This window comes from Marinobacter sp. 1-4A, from assembly GCF_016597725.1.
In the GTDB taxonomy this organism is placed as follows: Bacteria; Pseudomonadota; Gammaproteobacteria; order Pseudomonadales; family Oleiphilaceae; genus Marinobacter.
In genome coordinates this window covers 69,843-89,236 of record NZ_VCGY01000009.1, presented here as the reverse complement: position 1 = coordinate 89,236, position 19,394 = coordinate 69,843, and the positions used below count along the sequence as shown (strand labels likewise).

Genomic DNA, 19,394 nt, shown 5'->3' with positions numbered 1-19,394 from the left:
GACGATGAGTTGCAGTTGAGTTTCGATCGTAGCGACGGATACCGCTCGACTCATGATCTCGGCGATTTCACCGTGAACAGGCTGGACTTTTCCACCCCTTATACGGGCAACTCGTCCATTATTATCTATCCCAATAGTAGTACAGACACGCTCGCTTTCGATGGGACGGACCCGAGGGTTTATTTGTCCTCGCCTTCGAATGTTGGTTCTTTTGATGTATTTATAAGAACTCAAATAAAACTCATTGAAACCCTTACGATTGACGCCAGTGATCCGGCATCGGCCAATTACGTCTATTTTCAGGGTGGCATATCAGGAACCGGAGGACTCACGGTTACAGAGGGGGTGGCGGTTTATCTGGAGGATAGTGGCGGCGGGCTCTATACCGGCGACACCACAATAGAGACTGGCGCGGTTTTGGTGAATAGTATGCAAATGCCAAACAGTCTCAGCGCCGCATCCCGCCACATTGTCCATGGCGAACTTCGAATGCGCGCCTCCGGCGCCATCGGCAGCCTTGAGGGCAGTGGCCGAGTGGTGATAAGCAACGGTAAAAGCCTGGAAGTCGGTGCCCTGGATACCAGCACGCTTTTTTCTGGGGTAATAAGCAACACGTACCCACACTTACCCGGTAGTCTTATTAAAACCGGCACCGGCACCCTGACCCTGACCGGGGCCAACACCTACACCGGCGGCACCACCATCAGTGGCGGCGCGCTGCAGATCGGCGACGGCGGCACGTCCGGGTCGATTGCCGGCAATGTGATCAACAACAGCTCACTGGTGTTCAACCGTTCCGATGATTCCACCTTTGCCGGCGATATCAGCGGCAGTGGCACGGTTGCCAAGCAGGGCACCGGCACCCTGACCCTGACCGGTGCCAACACCTACACGGGCGAGACCCGCATCTCCGACGGCACCCTGTCAGTCCGGGATGGGGGCAGTATCAGTCAGGGTGCGGCGCGGCTGTATGTAGGTGATACCGCCAGCCAGACCGGCACCCTGGAGATCGGGGCGGAAAGTTCGGTGACCAGTGAGCGGTCCTATGTCGGCTCAGGCGGTACCGGGGTGGTTCGCGTTGATGGCAGTGGCGCGCAATGGCAGCTGACAGAGTTCCTCTATGTGGGAGGGACAAGCGAGGGAACTCTGGAACTCCACGATGGTGGTGTAGTGGATGTTGCCGGAGCGCTGGAGATGGGCTATAGCTCAGGTGTAACTGGCCGAATAACCGTGGATGGTTCCGGGTCGGAGCTCAGGGCGTTACAACTGATCCTAGGGGTGGACGGAAACGGCACCCTAACCCTGTCGAACGGAGGTGCGGTTTCGGTCGATGGGGGCGGTGGTGAGGTTCTTCTGGGGCAAGATTCCGGTAGCCATGGCACCCTGAACTTTGGCACCTACGACCTTGCGAATGCGACCACTGCGGGCGTGCTCGAGGCTGACCGTCTCCAAATCGACCTTTTATATTCGGGAAGTACGGGCACCATCAATTTTAACCAGACCGACACCCTGACTCTGGCGGCTGATATCGTACAGGGCGTAGGAACGTCCAGCGTGAACCAGCGTGGCACCGGCACCACCATCCTCACGGGGGCCAATTCCTATTCCGGTGACACCACCATCTCCGATGGCACCCTGCTGGTCAATGGTTCGATAGCGAACTCCCATATCCTGGTCAATGGCGGCTCTCTGGGAGGCAGCGGGTCGGTGGGTAATGTGACGGTCAATAGCGGTACCGTCACCCCGGGCAACTCCATCGGCTCGCTCAGCACCGACGATGTGACAGCCAACACAGGTTCCACCTTGCAGTTTGAAGTGGATAGCACCGGTGCTTCCGATACTTTGATAGCGACGGGGGGCGTTACCCTGAACGATGGTGTAGTTATAGACGTCATCGCTCTGGATGCGCTAGACAGCCTGCCAATCCATAGTCGGTACACCCTGATTGACAATGATGGGGCAGATCCCATCGCTGGCACCTTTACTCCGGGTGCTGGTAGCCTTGGCAGTGACGGTGAACTGTTTTCTGTTATTTCCAAGACAGGCGGGGATGGCAACGACCTGACGGCTGACAGCTACCGTACTGGCCTGACGCTCGCCGATGGCGCAACCTTCAGTGATCACCTGACCTTCCCGGATCACTTCCCCGGTTTTACTTTTACTGTTGAGGGCACAGACAGTGCCACCTTTAGCGGCATTCTGGGAGAAGGCTCCACGCCAGTATCTCTGAGCAAAGAGGGTTCCGGTACCCTGACCCTCACCGGCACCCACACCTACACCGGCGAAACCCGTATCGCCAACGGCACCCTGGCCGTGCGCGATGGCGGCCGCATCAGCCATGGTGCAGCGCGGCTGTATGTAGGTGATACCGCCAGCCAGACAGGCACCCTGGAGATCGGGGCAGGCAGTTCGGTGATCAGTGAACGGTCCCATGTCGGCGACGGCGGTACCGGGGTGGTTCGCGTTGATGGCAGCGGCGCGCAATGGCAAGTGACAGAGCAGCTCTACGTTGGAGATAGTAGCCAGGGCACCCTTGAGGTCCTTGATGGCGGTGAAGTGGATGTCGCCGGTGGTCTGCACGTGGGCAATAGCTCTGGTGTGGCTGGTCGGGTAACGGTGGATGGTTCCGAGGCGGCGCTCAGGGCGTTAGCCCTGAACCTGGGAGGGGCCGGAAATGGCACCTTGACCCTGGCAAACGGAGGCACGGTTTCAGTTGGTGGGGGCGCTGGAACCGTTGTGTTCGGAGAGAGACGCGATGGCCAGGGCGTCCTGAACTTTGGCGCCTACGACCTTGCTGACCCGACCACTGCGGGAGTGCTTGAAGCCGACAAACTCCTAATCGGCCCGTTCGGGACGGGAAGTACGGGCACCATCAACTTCAACCAAACCGACACTCTGACTCTGGCGGTCGATATCCAGCAAGACGATGGAGCGGGCAGCGTCAACCAGCGCGGCACCGGCACCACCATCCTCACGGGGGCCAATTCCTATTCCGGTGACACCACCATCTCCGATGGCACCCTGCTGGTCAATGGTTCGATAGCGAACTCCCATATCCTGGTCAATGGCGGCTCTCTGGGAGGCAGCGGGTCGGTGGGTAATGTGACGGTCAATAGCGGTACCGTCACCCCGGGCAACTCCATCGGCACGCTCACGGTGGGCGGCGACTGGACTCTGGGGGCTGGGACCACCTACGAGGTGGAGCTGACGGGCGGCGGCACCACCGCCGGCACCCACAACGACCTGGTGGATGTGGCCGGTAGTGCCACCATCGAGGACGGCGCGCTGGTCCATGTGACACCGGAGAACGGCACCGACAATGGCTCGACCAACTATGCCGACGGCGCCCGCTACACCGTGGTACAGGCTGCTGGTGGCCTGACCGTTAACGGCAACCAGACCGTGACCGATGACTACGCCTATCTGGATTTCCGTACCGACGATGACGGCAATGCCTATTACCTGATCAGTGACCTCACCGTGGTGACGCCGCCACCGGTGCCTGATCCGGAACCGGAGCCCGAACCGGAGCCCGAACCGGAACCCGAACCGGAACCCGAACCGGAACCCGAACCGGAACCAGAGCCCGAGCCCGAGCCTGAACCAGAGCCTGAACCAGAGCCTGAACCAGAGCCTGAACCAGAGCCTGAACCAGAGCCTGAACCGGAACCCGAAACGCCCATTGAGACCTTCGCCCTGGCGGGCATGAGCCACAACCAGACGGTAACGGCGGATGCGGCCTTCACCCTGGGCGCCGGCCACGGCGTGTACGACCGGGTGCTGAACATGAGCGAGGCCCAGGCCTTTGCTGCCATGAGCCGGCTGTCCGGAGAAATCCACACCGGCACCCGCAGCCACCAGATCAGCGGTGCCGAGCAGGTGCGCCATGCCGCCCTGCAGCGGATGAACGGGGCACAGGACCCGTCCCGGGGCCTGTGGTTCTCGGTTCTGGGGCAGAAACGTGAGCTGGACGGCGACGACCATGCCGATCTGGACAGCGAGGATTATGGCCTGCTGATCGGGGTGGATGGTCAGTTGGGCAACGGCTGGCGCCTGGGCCTGTTCGGCGGTGGCAGTACCGGCGAAGTGAGCCTGGACGGCCAGGACGCCACCAGCGACAGCGAAACCCTCTACCTGGGGGCTTACGCCAGCCAGCAGTGGAGCGCACTGCGGCTGAACCTGGGGCTGAGCTACGGCTGGGGCGAGGCCGAGACCGAGCGCCGTCAGGTGCTGGGGCAGACCCTGCGTGCTGACTACGACGTCAGCAGCCTGCTGGCATTCTCGGAACTGGGTTACCGGTTGGCATTCGGGGGCCACTGGCTGGAGCCCTATGGCGGCGTGTCCTGGGTCACAGTAAGCAACGATAGCGCCCGGGAGCAGGGCGGCAGTGCGGCGTTACGAATCGACAGCCAGGACAGCGATACCGGCTTCAGCACCCTGGGCCTGCGTGGTGGTACCGAGGTGGCTGTGGGCGAGAGCCAGGTGAACCTCCACGGTGGCGTGGGCTGGAAGTACGCCTTTGGCGATCGCCAGCCGGAAAGTCGCCAGACTTTTGTGGACGGCGGTAGCCGCTTTACCATCCAGGGCGCACCGCTGGCTCGCCATACGGCTGAGGTAGAGGTGGGTGTGTCGGTGCAGGTGGCATCGGATTCGACCCTGGGGCTCAGCTATCAGGGCGAGATGTCCCGTGATGCTGACAGTCAGGGTGTAAGCCTGGACTGGGCGCTTCGTTTCTGAGGCTCGTCTGTCTCCACATGGCAGTAGCCGACGGCATTGGAGGCCACTTTCACGGGTATGGCCTTTTGTTTACCCTCACGAACAAGCTGAACATTAATGGCTCGGGTCACTTTGCGACGCGCTCTTCCACTGCTGGTATTTTCCAAATTCTGAATGCTCGCTTTGCAAGCTTTGCGGGCATTTCATGATATCAATCTCTGACCATGACATGGTGGTAGGACCAACTCCATTTAGCCCTTCGTGCCCAGTACATCCCACGCCGCTACTTACATGTACCTCCTTTTGTCATGCCTACTTTGTGACAGGTACTTCACCCCTAACCTACCCCCAAAAAATCGATACTTTCCGAATGGTTACGCCCGCTTTGCGCAGACAAACCACATCCGTATCCTGTCCATCACGCTATGTTTATTGCGAACAAGTCATGGTTGATTACCAACCGGCTGCTAAACTAGCAAGCAAGGTGCTTTTGGCGCCCTGCATTTTACGGTTCATCTCGCCGTTCACAAGAGTCCGTCAAATCTGATGGTAGGAACGTTTCGTACAACCAACACTGTCCTGCCTTGCAGTTATATCGCCGAAAGGAGATCGTGCATGATTAAGCATAAGTCGAAGTTATACACCGCCGGTATTGCCGGTATAGCGCTTACCTTGAGCGGCTGCGCCAGCCCCGGCAAGCCACCAACAGCAGAGCTTCAGTCGGCAGAGAACTCACTCCAGCAGGCCGTTGCTGCAGACGCTCGGGAATTTGAGCCAATTCTGCTCAACGATGCCCAGAATAAAGTCGCCGATGCGAAGAACCTAATTGATCAAGAAAAGTACACACAGGCGGAAAGGCTGCTGGAGCAAGCCGAAGTTGATGCCCAACTGGCGGCTGCGCGCGCGGACACAGCAAAAGCGAAACAGGCTGTAGAAGAGATCAATCGAAATATTGAGTCCATGCGCAAGCAAATCAACCAAAGCCAGTAATTGCCATATCTTAGGAAGGAGACTGTTATGAAAAAACGCAACATAACACTGGGCGTGGCTGTGGGCTTGTCAGTAATGATTTCAGGCTGTGCCACAACGCCGCCTGAAAATGCGATGGTAACTGAAGCCCGCGCATCCTACGCCAAGATTCAGAACGATCCCGATGTTGCCCGCAGTGGCAATCGCCAGCTCCGCAGCGCCAGAGATGAATTGCAACGGGCTGAGTATTTGCTGGAGGAAGGTAAAGACACTGTTCGTATTGAGCACGCAGCCTATCTGGCCAACCGCCACGCTCAAATCGCTAACGAGCAAGGACAACGCGCAAGGCTTCAAAAGCAAATTGACTCAGCCGAAGAGCGCCGCCGTGCGTTGATGCTAGAGCAGCGCTCAAGCGAAGCCCAAAGAGCTCAGATGGAGGCCGAGCAGGCCCGCCGGGAAGCCGAAATGCTGCGCAAGCAAATGGAAGCGCTGCAAGCCGAGCGTACCGATCGCGGCATGGTTCTAACACTCGGCGATGTGCTTTTTGATCTGAACAAAGCAGATCTGAAATCTTCGGGAGAGCAAACGATTGCGCGTCTTGCCCAGTTCATGAAAGAGTATGAAGAGCGCAGAGTCCGCGTAGAAGGTTATACCGACAGCACCGGCGACGAGTCGTACAACCAGCAGTTGTCTGAGCGCCGCGCACAAGCGGTTCGTGATGAGCTGGTCTCCCAAGGTATTGACCGCCGCCGGGTTGAAGTCCGTGGCTATGGAGAACAGTACCCTGTTGCCAGTAACGACTCCGATGCGGGTAGGCAGCAAAACCGGCGCGTAGAAATCGTTATCTCGGACGAAAACGGCAACATCGAAACTCGTGGAAACTGAGCTAGGTCAGATACGCCTGAAGCAAACGCGCTAAGCTGGAAGCTGGTTTGATACAACACGCTGAACAACTTGGAGTACGAACGAATGCCACTTGAAAAACACGATCTTGCACACGACTTTCCGGAGTCTAAAGACGCCATTCATACCCTGAAGACAACCGATAGCCACTTTGCGAAGCTTTTCGAAGCCTATCAAGACATTGATCACGAAGTGTATCGCATCGAACAAGGGGTTGAGACCACCTCCGATGAGTATCTGGAAGAGCAGAAAAAGAAGCGAATAAGCTTGAAAGACCAGCTCTATGGCATGATTCGTGATTATGAGGCGTCAATGGCAAGCTAAATCCGCCAAGCCCTCGCAAACCCTGCAATAGCTGTAGGGTTTGCGCCTTCATTTACCTCCGCTAAAAATTCTTGATCTCCCCACCCTGTTTCCCTCCACCGGTACTTTCCTGCTAATCTGGTTGCACGACGAAACTCAACCTGAATAACAAAAATATCGGGAGAACCCCTCATGCAAAACGGCACCCATTACCGCACCTGTCACCTATGCGAAGCTATGTGCGGCGTTGCCATTGAGGTAAAAGCAGGCAAAATCGCGTCTATTCGCGGGGATAATAAAGACCCTCTAAGCCGGGGCCACATTTGCCCTAAAGCAGTGGCTCTGCAAGACCTGCACGAAGACCCTGAACGCTTACGCAAGCCGGTTCGCAAAACGCCTACAGGTTGGCAGGAGATCGAGTGGGATGAGGCGTTTGCGACTGTTGCCGAAAAGCTTCACAGTACCCGCTCAGCCCATGGCCGAAACAGTATTGGCGTATATCTTGGTAACCCGAACGTGCACAACCACGGCTCGTTAATCGCTACCATGCCGTTCCTTCGGGCCATCGGCTCCCAGAACCGCTTTTCGGCAACATCTAACGACCAGCTTCCGCATATGCTGGCGAGCTTGGAGATGTTTGGCCATCAGGTTCTGTTTCCTATCCCGGATATCGATAACACGGATTTGTTTATCTGCATTGGCGGCAACCCCATGGCCTCCAATGGCAGTTTGATGACGGTACCGGATTTTCGCGGCAGGCTAAAAGCGCTCAAACAGCGCGGCGGCAAGATGATTGTGGTGGATCCACGGCGCACAGAAACCGCACAACTGGCCGAAGAGTTTCATTTTATTCGCCCGGGTACGGATGCATTCCTGTTAATGGCCATGGTGAACACCTTGTTTTCGGACGGTTTGGTTCATCCAGGGCCAGCAGAGCAGTTCATAAAAGATCTAGACCTACTTCGCTTGGCCGCCCTGCCCTTCACCCCAGAAGCTGCCGCTGAAAAAACCGGAATCGCCGCAACCAGCATACGTAATCTGGCGCACCAGCTTGCCAACACACCCAAAGCGGCGCTTTATACCCGCATGGGGACCAGTACCCAAACCTTCGGGAGTATTGCGACTTGGCTCGCTTATTGTTTAAACATCCTTACCGGAAAGCTGGATAGCGTTGGCGGCGTTATGTTCACTCAGCCCGCTATTGATCTTATTGCTCTGGGGGCCATGTCCGGACAGCGAGGGCACTTTGGCAAGCGGCACAGCCGGGTGAAAGGGTTGCCGGAGTTTGCTGGCGAATACCCTGCAAGCACTATGGCTGACGAAATCCTCACCCCGGGCGAGGGACAAATTCGGGCATTCGTAACCGTAGCAGGTAACCCGGTGCTTTCAAGCCCCAATGGGCAGCGGCTGGACGAAGCACTGAGCGGGCTGGACTTTATGGTGTCGGTGGATTACTACATCAACGAAACCACACGCCACGCGGATATTATTCTGCCCCCTACTGCTGCGCTTGAGCGCAGCCATTACGACATCGTGTTCAACATGCTGGCGGTTCGTAACGTGTCCAAATACAGCGAAGCACTTTTTGATGCAGGCCCGGACAGCCGCCATGATTGGCAAATTCTGTTGGAACTTGCTCACCGACTGGAGAAACTGCGCAAAGGCAACAAACTGCCTCTACGTTCAGAGCTAGGCTGGCAGGCATTCAAACGAGTCGGCCCGGATCCGCTCGTTGACTTGCTTCTGCGTACTGGCCCCTATGGCGCAGATACCAGCCGGGTGCGCGGAATTCTGGAGCCTGCCACACGTTTGATTCTAGATTTACTGCCCAAACAACACCCATTGAAAAGTTTGGCTAAGCTAAGCTCTCTCAATCCACAGTGGAAGGAGTTACCCAAAGGCCTTTCCCTCAAGCGCTTGAAAGAAAACCCCAGCGGGATTGATCTAGGCGCTTTGCGACCGGCATTAGCGAACCGTCTATTCACCCGGGATGGAAAAATCAATCTAGCCCCGCGGCGCTATTTAAAAGATGTAGAGCGCCTGCACCAGCATCTCTCTGCGCCCGCTTCACCCGGCGAACTCCTGCTGATTGGCAGGCGCCATGTGCGCAGTAACAACTCATGGATGCATAACAGCCACCGGCTGGTTAAAGGCAAAGATCGCTGCACGCTGTTGGTAAACCTGGATGATGCAAGCAAGTTGGGACTCCAAGCCGGATGCACCGCAGAGATCCGTGCCGAAAATCGCTGTATTCTCTTGCCTGTAGAAATTACGAGCGACATGATGCCCGGCGTTGTTTCTATTCCCCACGGCTGGGGTCATAACCGCGACGGAACACACCAAACCACGGCATCGGCCCATGCTGGCGCAAGTATTAACGATGTGTTGAGTGATCAACATACCGATCCGGTAGCGGGTACGTCCGTATTGAACGGACAGCCGGTAACTGTCAAAGTCTTGCACTCAAAAAAGCCGTCTACATCCGCCAGAACCAAACAGGGAGAACAGCATGCCTCAGTGGCTACAGTGGAGCCTGATTAGTGCCGGAGCTATCGCCATCATTGTCTTGCTGGGGTTTATACGGCGGCAAATGACAATGCTGGCTGAAAACCGCAGGCGCTTGCAGAAGGCTGAGGCATTCAAGGCGAAGCGGCGTCAAGATATGGTCGACAGCATTAAGGTTATCGCCATGGCGATAGAGGAAGATCAGGTTGAGTACTCCGAAGCCTGTTTGCGCATAAAGGGCTTGCTCGACCATGTTGAGCCTGAGTTGATGGAGAAATCACCCTTCCGTGTATTTATGGAGGTGCATGAAAAACTCCGCCATATGCCGACCCACCAAGCTCGTCAGGATACCGAGGTCCGTTTTGTAGAAAAAATGGACAAAGAACGATTTGAAGTAGAAAAGCGCTACGCAGATGAAATCCGCCGCGCCGCAACAGCGATACGAAACCACAACTTTTAACTTTGTTTACATTTGTGTCATTTTGTAACGCGAAAAAGCGACAGTGCTTTTTTATTGCTTGGATATCATAAGCTTGCTTAGCTTAAAAAAATGACGGGGCGATCAGCTTCTTGCTTAGTAAGGCAAGGGCTTTTCTTTTTTCAGATTTTGTCTAACTTTAACAGTGACAGAGCGTTAAATTGTTGCACGGGTGGTTGCTCTGCGTTGTTTCTCCTGTTTTCGTTCGGACGACTCTGCCATGAGCAGAAGCCTTGCCGGCCCTCTAGGCCGGCTTTTTTGTTACTGATTCATCATGCCTGCCATAGCCATAACATTGTCTTTACTGGCCACCAACTCATCAAACTGCGCCTCTACCAGCTTAGAATCCAACCCCAGTTCGTCATAAATCTCTTGCCCAATAGGCTCACAAGCACCCAACTGAACACCCCGTGCCGTTAGCAGTTGGCGCCCCAACCACAAAAGCCGGGCGTACACGCTGTGTGTGCCCCGGTAACTAGGATTTTTCTGATACCTTAGGGCCAAGGTTACCTCATCTGGCATGCCCCAGTTTTCCATAAGCTGTGCCGCTATTTGCTCGCGGGTAATACCCAAAAGATAATGCTCGGTTACCGAGGAATCGATATTGGAGTTTACCTCTAACGAGCGGCAAACCAGCTTAAAGTGGGGAGGAAAAACCTGAGCCAGCAGAAGATAGCCAAAGTTGTGCAGTAGGCCAGCGAGATAAGCCAAGCCAAACACCGGGCGCTCACCGCGAGGCATCATGCTCGCCAGAACGCCCGCCGACTGGGCTTGCCAGATGGCTTGCTGCCAATAATCTACATACCCGTCCGGATGATCCTGCGGCTGTTTCAGCGCTCGGCCCAAAGACAAGCCCATGGCCAAGTTCATCACCATATCAAAGCCAAGCACTCTTGATACTGCATCGTGTACAGAGCGCACTTGCCCAGCGGCGGCATAAAAAGAGGACGACGCCCAACTTACAACCTGAGCGGCCAAGCTGGGGTCACTTTCTACAATATCTACTAAGTCTCCCATGACCGCATTCGGGTTTACTCGCAGATGAATAATACGCTGAGCCGTTTCTGGCAGTGGCGGAAGCTCCAACGTATCTTCTAGGCGCTGCTGAATGCGCAGGCTGGTAAATTTTTTGAGCGCAAAGGTCAGTTGGTTTAGATCGTTAGCCGGGTCATCAAGATTTACGGCTATGTTTTCAGAGGCCACGGTAAACGAGCGAAGATCTGCGTTTTTCGTCAGTGCACGAAATTCGTCAGCGGGCATAACCATGGCCAAGTTTTGCTCCCCTAGCTCCAAAGCAACACAAGGCAAATCATTAACACGCCGATCCACAACGGTGGGCCAGCCTGTTAAAGAAGGCAGTGCCGGTAGTTCCCGAAGCCCTGCGCGCTCTTTAACACGCACTTGCTCACGGGGCTTCATAAGACGGAAATCCCGCCCCAGCTGTTTGTTCAGCTGTTCAAGGTCAATTAAGTCGTCTTTGCAGCAGATGGCTTGAAGGTTTTCCTTGCCGTCGTGAAGCAGCACCATTCGCAATAACTCGTGGCGGTTAGCCTGACGCGTATCTCTAAGCGAAACACCTTTTACGGATTCACCAAGAGCCTGTTGTACCGTGACAGGTAATTCCATCATATTCTCCCGAGTATCGCTGCTTGCAGTCTGGCCATAACGTCTGCCGTTGGATCTTTAGTATAGGGCATGACTTAGCAATAAATGTTGATATAGAACCAGTTCATACGGATGCACTCCTAGTTGGCGCGAACACAAAACCGGTTTAAACATCTCCATAACGTGTTTTTTCTCCCAGCCAGCGTCGGATTAGAGCCTGTACTAGCTGAGGATGCTTCATAAGCCCCGGTGCCACCTCCCGCACTGGTTCAATCCAGCCTTTGTCACGCTCAAAGTCTGCCAGCCGAAACTGCATCATGCCAGTCTGGCGAGTGCCTAACACCTCTCCCGGCCCACGAATTTCCAAATCTTTCTCGGCGATAACAAAGCCATCCTGACTCTCACGCAAGGCTTGTAGCCTTGCTTTGCCGTTGGCTGACAAAGGAGGATGGTACATGAGAACGCAGAAGCTGGCCTGTTCACCTCTGCCCACCCTTCCCCGAAGCTGGTGTAGCTGGGCTAGCCCCAAACGCTCCGGGTTTTCAATGATGATGAGAGAGGCATTGGGCACATCCACTCCCACCTCAATCACCGTGGTGGCAACCAGTAGGTCAAGCTCTCCCTGTTTGAAGCGGTTCATCACTTCGGCCTTTTCTGCCGACTTCAGGCGGCCGTGGACCAGCCCAACCTTTAATCCCGACAGCCGCTCAGCCAGCTCCTGCGCGGTTACCTCAGCAGCTTGGCACTGAAGAGCTTCCGATTCTTCAATCAGGGTACAGACCCAGTAAGCCTGACGACCCTCTGTGCAGGCACCGCGTACACGCTCAATGACATCTTCCCGGCGGCCATCAGGAATAACGATGGTTTCAACTGGCTTGCGGCCCGGGGGTAATTCATCAATCACTGAGGTATCCAAATCGGCGTAGGCACTCATGGCCAAGGTACGGGGAATTGGGGTAGCGGTCATGATTAACTGGTGCGGCGCCAGCGTTCCACCAACGCCTTTTTCCCGCAAAGCCAAGCGCTGGTGCACACCAAACCGATGCTGCTCATCCACAATCACCAGTGCCAAGCGGTGAAACAGCACATCTTCCTGAAACAGTGCATGGGTGCCTATAACAACACTGGCGTCCCCTGAGTGAACTGCCTCCAGCGTCTCTTTTCGGGCTTTGCCTTTGATCTTGCCGGTCAGCCACGCCAGTTGAATGCCGAGAGGCTCCAACCAATCACAAAAATTCTGATAATGCTGCTCAGCCAATATTTCGGTAGGCGCCATAAGCGCAACCTGAGCGCCCGCACCAATGGTCTGTATCGCAGCCAGCGCAGCCACCACGGTTTTACCCGAACCAACATCTCCCTGCACCAAACGCAGCATGGGCAGTGGCTGGCTGAGATCTTGCCGAATCTCACTCAAAACCTGACGCTGGGCGCCCGTAAGCGCAAAAGGCAACGCATCCAGAAATCGTTCGGGCAAGTTGCCGGTTGGAAGTAAGGGCAATGCTTGCCGGGCCTGAATCTGTTCCCGAACCTGCAACATGCTTAATTGATGGGCCAGCAACTCTTCCATAACCAGACGCTGCTGTGCCGGGTGGCGCCCCTCCATGAGTAGGTGAACCGGCGCATTTGCGGGGGGGGAATGCACCAATTGGACGGCTTCGGTAATTCCCGGTAACTGATAGCTTGCCAACAGCTCAGCGGGCAGCCAGTCGTGTATGGGATGCCGCTGAAGGTATCCCAAAGCCTGCTGACACAAGCCTCTCACTCTGGGCTGCTGTATGCCTTCGGTCAGTGGATAAACCGGCGTAAGCGTTGCTTGCTCCCCCGTGGGCATCGCGGGGGGATTGGTTTGATACTCCGGGTGGTAAAACTCATATCCGGCGCGCCCCGGCCGTACTTCGCCGAAGCAACGAACCCGGGCGCCTTCTGACAGTTGGTTTTTCTGGGCGGCGTTGAAGTGGAAAAACCGCAGCACCAGAAAGCCACTGCTATCTTTCAGGGTAACCTGCAGGCTGCGGCGACGCCCCATCACCAAATCCGACTTCATCACCTCGCCCTCTACAACCGCCACATCGCCTACTCTCAAGCTGCCCATGGGTATGATTCTTGTGCGGTCTTCGTAGCGATGGGGGAGGTGGAATAGCAAGTCTTGCAGCGAAGCGATACCCAGCCGCCCAAGTTTTTCAGCAAGGGCGCTTCCTACGCCCTTGAGCTCGGTGACGGGGATATCATCCAGTGATGCCATGGTTCAAATCAGTCCGTTGCGGCTGCAACCGGTGTGTCTTCCTTCGCCTTTTCAATCACCCGGCACTGGCCTGCCGCAAGCGAGAGCACATCAATAGCTTTCGGCCGCGGAAAGGTGACTCGCCAAGCCAGCGCGACAGTGCGGGATGGCACAGGCGGAGCAAAAGGCCGGGTTACGAGTACATCTTTTTGGTATTGCATGCCGGTGGCTGCAGACAGCGGAAGCACGGTAATTCCCAAGCCGGAGGCAACCATGTGGCGTATGGTTTCCAATGAGCTGCCCTCGGTCACCAAGGATGGCGCGCCATCGTCAGCTCGACGTGTAACTGCCTCCACCAGAGGCGGGCAGGACTCAAGTATCTGGTCCCGAAAGCAGTGCCCCGGCCCGAGTAGCAACAGTTGTTCGCGGGCAAGTTCTGCTCCGGTGATCTGCTTTTTGTCTGCCAGCGGGTGATCTGCCGGTAGCAGTACAACAAAGGGCTCATCGTATAGAGGCAAGGTCAGTACTTCTGCCTCTTCAAACGGCAACGCAATGATAATGGCGTCAAGCTCGGATTGGCGCAGCTTCTGTCGCAGGTTGGCGGTGTAGTTCTCTTCTATATAAAGCGGCATTTCCGGCGCTGCCCGGCGCAACTCGGGTAACAAGTGCGGAAATAAATAAGGCCCAATCGTGTAAATAGCACCAACCTTGAGCGGCGAGCTCAACTGGTTTTTACCATCCTGAGCCATATCGCGGATTACACCTACCTGATCCAAAACCCGCTGAGCTTGCGCAACAATGCGCTGGCCGGTTTCGGTCACACGAATGCTGCTTTTGCTGCGTTCGAACAAGGGCACGCCCAATTCGTCTTCCAGCTTTTTGACCGCAACGCTGAGTGTCGGCTGGCTGACGTGGCAACGCTCGGCAGCGCGGCCAAAATGCCTTTCACGGGCAAGCGTAACGACGTATCGTAACTCGGTAAGCGTCATGGTGATCTCCGGTCAAAAGGATACGGGGCGAAGTTTCACTTATTTATGGGTTAGAGGATAAGGATTGATATTGTCTATGGCAATCGCTGATCGCAATAGTAAGTCAGGAATTCTTATTGCCGGCTGTGGCAAACTCGGGGGCGCCATCGCCAGCATGCTAAAAGAGTCGGCACAGGTTTATGGATTACGCCGCAACCCTACCAAAGTGCCTGAAGGTGTTGAGGGTATAGGCGCAGACTTAACTCGCCCGGAAACTCTAGCTGGCAAGCTACCAGACAATCTGGATACGATTATCTACTGCCTAACGCCCTCCAGTTACGACGAGAAAGGTTATCGCGATGCCTATGTTAACGGGCTGTCCAATCTGCTGGAGGCGCTGGGCAACAAACCCTTAAAACGGCTATTTTTTATTAGCAGCACCAGTGTTTATGCTCAGGATGATGACAGTTTGGTCGATGAAACCAGTACCGCCTCTCCTACCCGTGTAACAGGCCAGCAAATTCTTGCCGGTGAACGAACAGCACTGGATAGCGGCCACCCCGCCACCATTGTTCGCTTCAGCGGCATTTACGGGCCATCACGACGGCGCTTTCTGGAGGAGGTCATTGAAGGCCGCATGAACCCGGTGAGGCCTGCTCCGTTCAGCAACCGCATTCATGAAGAAGATGCCGCAGCGGCCGTCGTTCATCTCAATGAGTTGGCACTTGCAGGCAAACCTCTGGATAGCTGCTATGTGGCCAGTGATTGTGAGCCCGTTCGTCTTGATGAAGTGGTCGATTGGGTGCGCAAGCAGGTGCCCTGCGCCGAGCCTGTAGCTGAAGCCAGAAAGGGCGGTCGCGCTGGTAGCAAGCGTTGCAACAACAGGCGGCTGCTACAGACCGGATTTACATTCCGTTACCCGGACTTTCGCGCGGGGTACCGCGAAATGATTGATAAAGGTTAGTCTTGGAACGAACAAAGGCGGCCGAGGCCGCCTTTGCTCTAATCATCTTACCAATAGGCGCTGAATTAACTCAGCACCATCACAGCCTCTACCTCTACCGGAACGCCTTTCGGTAACGCAGAAACCTGTACCGCTGCCCGGGCGGGGTATGGCTCCGGAAAATACGTCGCCATGATTTCGTTAACCGTGGCGAAGTTTGCCAGATCGGTTACGTAGATGTTCACTTTAACGATATCTTTCAATGCACCGCCAGCGGCTTCACAAACCGCTTTGAGGTTATCAAACACTTGCCGGGTTTTTGCCGAAAAATCCCCTGCCACAACTTCCATGGTTTCGGGGTCCAGCGGAATTTGACCAGAAATATACACCGTGTCGCCTGCCTTTACAGCCTGAGAGTAAGGCCCAATTGCCTGCGGTGCGTTTTCAGTCTGGATGATCGATTTGTTGGTCATACTGTTTGCTTTCCTTTCGTCTAAAACACCAATCGTCGCTGTTCCACACGCGAGCTGTCAACCAGAGAGACGGGCAAGCTCCTTCAGGATCAGTATTTCACTCGGTTGATCGACGTAACCGCTTTGATGTTGCGTACCCGGCGCATTACCCGGGCCAAATGCTTACGGCCATGCACTTTAACAACAAGGCTAACAACGCTGAAGCGCGCGTTCTGCTCGTCGACATTTATCCGTTCGATATTACCGTCTGCCATTGCAACCGCATTGGCCACCTCCGCAATTACCCCACGCTGGCGCTCCAACTCAACTCGCAGCTCAACAGAAAACTCGTCGGTGATGTCTTTGGCCCAGGTGAGGTGGGTCAGGCGTGACCGGCCTTCATCATCTTCCGGTAAACGGGAACAGGTGTCGGAGTGGATAACCATGCCACTGCCGGAATCCATTACCCCAACCACGGGGTCTCCAGGTATCGGCTTGCAGCAGGCAGCAAAGTGAACCAGCATGCCCTCGGTTCCCTGTATGGTGACCGGCGTATCACTGCCACCCTTAATATCCTTAATCGCCTCGTCTGGCTCTTCGCTTTCAGCACCACTCACCAACTGACGCGCTACCAAATACGCCATGCGGTTCCCCAAGCCAATATCACTGATCAGCTCATCGAAGCTGTTTACCTGATTGTGGTTCACAACGACCTGCTTCTGAGCATCATCAATATCAGCTAGGCGCGCACCAAAACCATTGAGGGACTTTTTCAGTAGCGCACGGCCCAATTCCATCGACTCCGCCAGCTTCTGGCTGTTCAGGGTATGGCGAATACTGCTGCGCGCCTTGCCCGTTACCACGAAACTGAGCCAAGCAGGGTTCGGGCGGGCACCCGGGGCAGTAATGATCTCAACTGTTTGGCCACTCTGAAGTGGCTTACTCAGAGACCCGAGATTGCGATTGATGCGACAGGCAACCGTGGCGTTACCTATGTCTGTGTGGATAGCATAAGCAAAGTCTACCGGTGTTGCGCCCCGGGGCAACTCCATAATTTTACCCCTCGGGGTGAACACATAGATCTCATCCGGGAAGAGATCCACTTTTACGTGTTCAATAAACTCGAGCGAGTCGTCCGCGCGCTCGCGCATTTCCATCAAGCCCTTAACCCAGCGGTCCACTCGCGTCTGGTTGACACTTGTAGCGCTGGTCGGCTCGTTTTTATACATCCAATGGGCCGCAATGCCATCGTTGGCAATGTGTTCCATTTCCTCGGTGCGAATCTGAATCTCGATATTGACGTGCATACCGAAAAGCGTGGTGTGCAACGACTGGTAACCATTGGCTTTGGGCATGGCAATATAGTCTTTGAACCTGCCCGGCATTGGCTTATAAAGGCTGTGAACAGCGCCCAGAATCCTGTAACAGTCGTCTTCAGTATCGGTAATGATGCGGAAGGCGTACACGTCCATGATTTCGTAGAACGACTTCTGCTTGAGCTTCATCTTGTTGTAGATGCTGTTCAGGTGCTTTTCGCGACCAAGTATCCTGCCCGGCAAACCACGCTCTTCCAATTTTTCCTGCAACCGGCCGCGTATTTCTTCAATGATTTCACGGTGGCTGCCTCGTGCCTTGTCCACGGCCTTGGAGATATAGCGGGAACGCATCGGGTGCAGCGCTGCGAAGCCAAGATCTTCAAGCTCTGTGGAAACGGCATGCATGCCAAGGCGATTGGCAATGGGGGCGTATATATCGAGGGTTTCTGTGGCAATGCGCTGTCGCTTTTCGTAGGGCATGGGCCCCAGAGTGCGCATGTTGTGCAAACGGTCAGCAAGCTTAACCAGAATAACCCGGATGTCCCGGGCCATGGCCAAGGTCATTTTCTGGAAGTTTTCTGCCTGAGCTTCGGCACGGGAGCGGAATTCTATTTGGGTCAGCTTGCTGACACCATCCACCAGTTCCGCCACATCCTCGCCGAACTGTTCAGCAAGGGCGTCTTTGGGGATACCCGTATCTTCTATAACATCGTGAAGCATTGCAGCCATCAAGCTCTGATGATCGAGCTTGAGGCCTGCAAGAATGTGAGCAACTGCGAGAGGGTGGGTTATGTAGCGGTCGCCGCTTTTTCGCATCTGGCCCTCATGGGCCTGCTCGGCGTAATAGTACGCCCGTCGCACCTGATTAATGCGACTGGTATCAAGATAGGTACTGAGCTCGACCGCTAGCCCTTCTACCGTAGCCTCATGCGACACCGCAATCTATCCGCAACCGCCTTAGTCTTCTTCGATTTCGGTCAGCAGATCGCGGCTAACCAAGCCAGCGGCGATTTCGCGCAGGGCGATTACCGTGGGTTTGTCGTTTTCTTCCGCAACCATCGGCTCGGCGCCTTTGGTGGCAATCTGGCGGGAACGCTTGGTCGCCAGCATGACCAACTGGAAGCGGTTATCCACATGTTCGAGACAATCTTCAACGGTAACTCGTGCCATAACATCCCCGACAAAATTAAAATGACTGATTTAGCAGACCGCGTAGTTTACTGCTCGCGGCACAAATTGTATACAGCAAAACCCCCTATCTGGCCTTGCTCTAACTTGCCCCAATGAGCCCAGAGAGCAAAGCGCTGTGTCGGGCCTGCTGATTTGCAATACGTAAACGCTGGCTACGTGCAATAGCCAAGAGGTCGGTTAGCGCGTCCTGAAAGCCATCATTCACTACTAAGTAGTCAAATTCCCCGACATGCTCACATTCTTTTCTGGCTTCGGATAAACGCCGCTCCATTACTTCCGTTGCGTCCGTACCTCGGCCTACCAGACGATCCCGCAAGATTTCATAAGAGGGAGGTACAATAAATATGCTAACGCACTCTGGAATAAGCCGACGCACTTGGGCAGCGCCCTGCCAGTCAATTTCAAGAATCACGTCTCGGCCACTGGCCACCATTTCCCGAACCCATACCTGCGACGTGCCGTAGTAGTTACCGAAAACGTCTGCATGCTCCAGAAAGTCGCCACGGCCTATCATAGCCTCAAATTCATCACGGCTTACAAAATGGTAGTTAATGCCGTCTTTCTCGCCTTCGCGCATGGGGCGCGTGGTATGGGATACAGATACTCCCAGCTTTTGATCCGCATGCAACATTTCTGCTACAAGACTGGTCTTGCCAGCACCCGATGGCGCAGAAATAACAAACAGCGTACCCGTTTCACCGGACTGGCTCATGATTCGACAACTCCTGAACTGGACTTGGCCACCATTACTGGCGACCTGCAAAGCGATTAATTATACGACCTTTGACCAAACACCGCATCCCGGATACCGCGACAACTGGTAA

15 protein-coding genes are annotated in these 19,394 nt (G+C 55.2%); 8 read left to right on the top strand and 7 right to left on the bottom strand.

The annotated features are described in order from the left end of the window. The first annotated feature begins 72 nt into the window (after positions 1-72). From FE845_RS16345 to FE845_RS16315, 7 genes are all read left to right on the top strand, one after another. On the top strand, positions 73-4,737 hold the full coding sequence (locus FE845_RS16345) for an autotransporter domain-containing protein (RefSeq protein ID WP_320159701.1): 4,665 nt from the start codon (positions 73-75) through the stop codon (positions 4,735-4,737). A gap of 17 nt (positions 4,738-4,754) precedes the next feature. After that, positions 4,755-4,925, top strand: coding sequence for a hypothetical protein (locus tag FE845_RS16340; protein ID WP_200367025.1), 171 nt, complete (start codon positions 4,755-4,757; stop codon positions 4,923-4,925). Between the two features lie 406 nt (positions 4,926-5,331). Then, entirely contained in the window at positions 5,332-5,706 is a 375-nt protein-coding gene (locus tag FE845_RS16335; protein WP_200367023.1) for a DUF4398 domain-containing protein, read from the top strand. Positions 5,707-5,733: 27 nt separating this feature from the next. Beyond that, positions 5,734-6,570 carry an OmpA family protein gene (locus FE845_RS16330; protein ID WP_200367021.1) on the top strand — a complete coding sequence of 279 codons (837 nt, stop codon included), beginning with the start codon at positions 5,734-5,736 and terminating at the stop codon, positions 6,568-6,570. An 84-nt stretch (positions 6,571-6,654) separates the two neighbouring features. Further along, positions 6,655-6,912, top strand: a complete 258-nt coding sequence (locus FE845_RS16325; RefSeq protein ID WP_200367019.1) for a YdcH family protein — start codon at positions 6,655-6,657, stop codon at positions 6,910-6,912. A gap of 171 nt (positions 6,913-7,083) precedes the next feature. Next, positions 7,084-9,432, top strand: a complete 2,349-nt coding sequence (locus FE845_RS16320) for a molybdopterin-dependent oxidoreductase (protein WP_200367017.1) — start codon at positions 7,084-7,086, stop codon at positions 9,430-9,432. Beyond that, complete coding sequence (locus FE845_RS16315; RefSeq protein ID WP_200367015.1) at positions 9,401-9,856, top strand: DUF2489 domain-containing protein; 456 nt, start codon at positions 9,401-9,403, stop codon at positions 9,854-9,856. The genes FE845_RS16320 and FE845_RS16315 overlap by 32 nt, the downstream gene beginning before the upstream one ends. A 279-nt stretch (positions 9,857-10,135) precedes the next feature. Here FE845_RS16315 and FE845_RS16310 read toward each other — a convergent pair whose 3' ends face one another. The 3 genes from FE845_RS16310 to FE845_RS16300 all read right to left on the bottom strand — a co-directional run bounded on the left by FE845_RS16310 (position 10,136) and on the right by FE845_RS16300 (position 14,689). Then, positions 10,136-11,500: an aminoacyl-tRNA deacylase and HDOD domain-containing protein gene (locus FE845_RS16310; protein ID WP_200367130.1), complete on the bottom strand. Its 1,365-nt coding sequence runs from the start codon at positions 11,498-11,500 to the stop codon at positions 10,136-10,138. Between the two features lie 145 nt (positions 11,501-11,645). Next, a complete protein-coding gene (gene recG / locus FE845_RS16305) occupies positions 11,646-13,721 on the bottom strand; it encodes an ATP-dependent DNA helicase RecG (protein WP_200367013.1) in 2,076 nt (691 codons plus the stop codon). 8 nt (positions 13,722-13,729) lie between these two features. After that, a complete protein-coding gene (locus FE845_RS16300; RefSeq protein ID WP_200367011.1) occupies positions 13,730-14,689 on the bottom strand; it encodes a hydrogen peroxide-inducible genes activator in 960 nt (319 codons plus the stop codon). A 76-nt stretch (positions 14,690-14,765) separates the two neighbouring features. On the opposite strand from FE845_RS16300, the gene FE845_RS16295 reads away from it, so the two are divergent. Next, positions 14,766-15,632, top strand: a complete 867-nt coding sequence (locus FE845_RS16295; protein ID WP_200367009.1) for an NAD-dependent epimerase/dehydratase family protein — start codon at positions 14,766-14,768, stop codon at positions 15,630-15,632. A 65-nt stretch (positions 15,633-15,697) separates the two neighbouring features. Here FE845_RS16295 and FE845_RS16290 read toward each other — a convergent pair whose 3' ends face one another. From FE845_RS16290 to gmk, 4 genes are all read right to left on the bottom strand, one after another. Further along, on the bottom strand, positions 15,698-16,084 hold the full coding sequence (locus FE845_RS16290) for a RidA family protein (protein WP_200367007.1): 387 nt from the start codon (positions 16,082-16,084) through the stop codon (positions 15,698-15,700). A gap of 89 nt (positions 16,085-16,173) precedes the next feature. Continuing rightward, positions 16,174-18,315, bottom strand: a complete 2,142-nt coding sequence (locus FE845_RS16285; RefSeq protein ID WP_200367005.1) for a RelA/SpoT family protein — start codon at positions 18,313-18,315, stop codon at positions 16,174-16,176. Positions 18,316-18,336: 21 nt separating this feature from the next. Continuing rightward, entirely contained in the window at positions 18,337-18,549 is a 213-nt protein-coding gene (gene rpoZ / locus FE845_RS16280; RefSeq protein WP_200366995.1) for a DNA-directed RNA polymerase subunit omega, read from the bottom strand. Between the two features lie 100 nt (positions 18,550-18,649). Beyond that, positions 18,650-19,282, bottom strand: a complete 633-nt coding sequence (gmk, locus tag FE845_RS16275; protein ID WP_200366993.1) for a guanylate kinase — start codon at positions 19,280-19,282, stop codon at positions 18,650-18,652. Positions 19,283-19,394: the final 112 nt, after the last annotated feature.

What these genes read in the sequence shown, in the direction of transcription:
- FE845_RS16340 (WP_200367025.1), top strand. Translation starts at nt 4,755, where the DNA reads ATGGCAGTAGCCGACGGCATTGGAGGCCACTTTCACGGGTATGGCCTT.
- FE845_RS16335 (WP_200367023.1), top strand. Translation starts at nt 5,332, where the DNA reads ATGATTAAGCATAAGTCGAAGTTATACACCGCCGGTATTGCCGGTATA.
- FE845_RS16330 (WP_200367021.1), top strand. Translation starts at nt 5,734, where the DNA reads ATGAAAAAACGCAACATAACACTGGGCGTGGCTGTGGGCTTGTCAGTA.
- FE845_RS16325 (WP_200367019.1), top strand. Translation starts at nt 6,655, where the DNA reads ATGCCACTTGAAAAACACGATCTTGCACACGACTTTCCGGAGTCTAAA.
- FE845_RS16320 (WP_200367017.1), top strand. Translation starts at nt 7,084, where the DNA reads ATGCAAAACGGCACCCATTACCGCACCTGTCACCTATGCGAAGCTATG.
- FE845_RS16315 (WP_200367015.1), top strand. Translation starts at nt 9,401, where the DNA reads ATGCCTCAGTGGCTACAGTGGAGCCTGATTAGTGCCGGAGCTATCGCC.
- FE845_RS16310 (WP_200367130.1), bottom strand. Translation starts at nt 11,500, where the DNA reads ATGGAATTACCTGTCACGGTACAACAGGCTCTTGGTGAATCCGTAAAA.
- recG (WP_200367013.1), bottom strand. Translation starts at nt 13,721, where the DNA reads ATGGCATCACTGGATGATATCCCCGTCACCGAGCTCAAGGGCGTAGGA.
- FE845_RS16300 (WP_200367011.1), bottom strand. Translation starts at nt 14,689, where the DNA reads ATGACGCTTACCGAGTTACGATACGTCGTTACGCTTGCCCGTGAAAGG.
- FE845_RS16295 (WP_200367009.1), top strand. Translation starts at nt 14,766, where the DNA reads ATGGCAATCGCTGATCGCAATAGTAAGTCAGGAATTCTTATTGCCGGC.
- FE845_RS16290 (WP_200367007.1), bottom strand. Translation starts at nt 16,084, where the DNA reads ATGACCAACAAATCGATCATCCAGACTGAAAACGCACCGCAGGCAATT.
- rpoZ (WP_200366995.1), bottom strand. Translation starts at nt 18,549, where the DNA reads ATGGCACGAGTTACCGTTGAAGATTGTCTCGAACATGTGGATAACCGC.
- gmk (WP_200366993.1), bottom strand. Translation starts at nt 19,282, where the DNA reads ATGAGCCAGTCCGGTGAAACGGGTACGCTGTTTGTTATTTCTGCGCCA.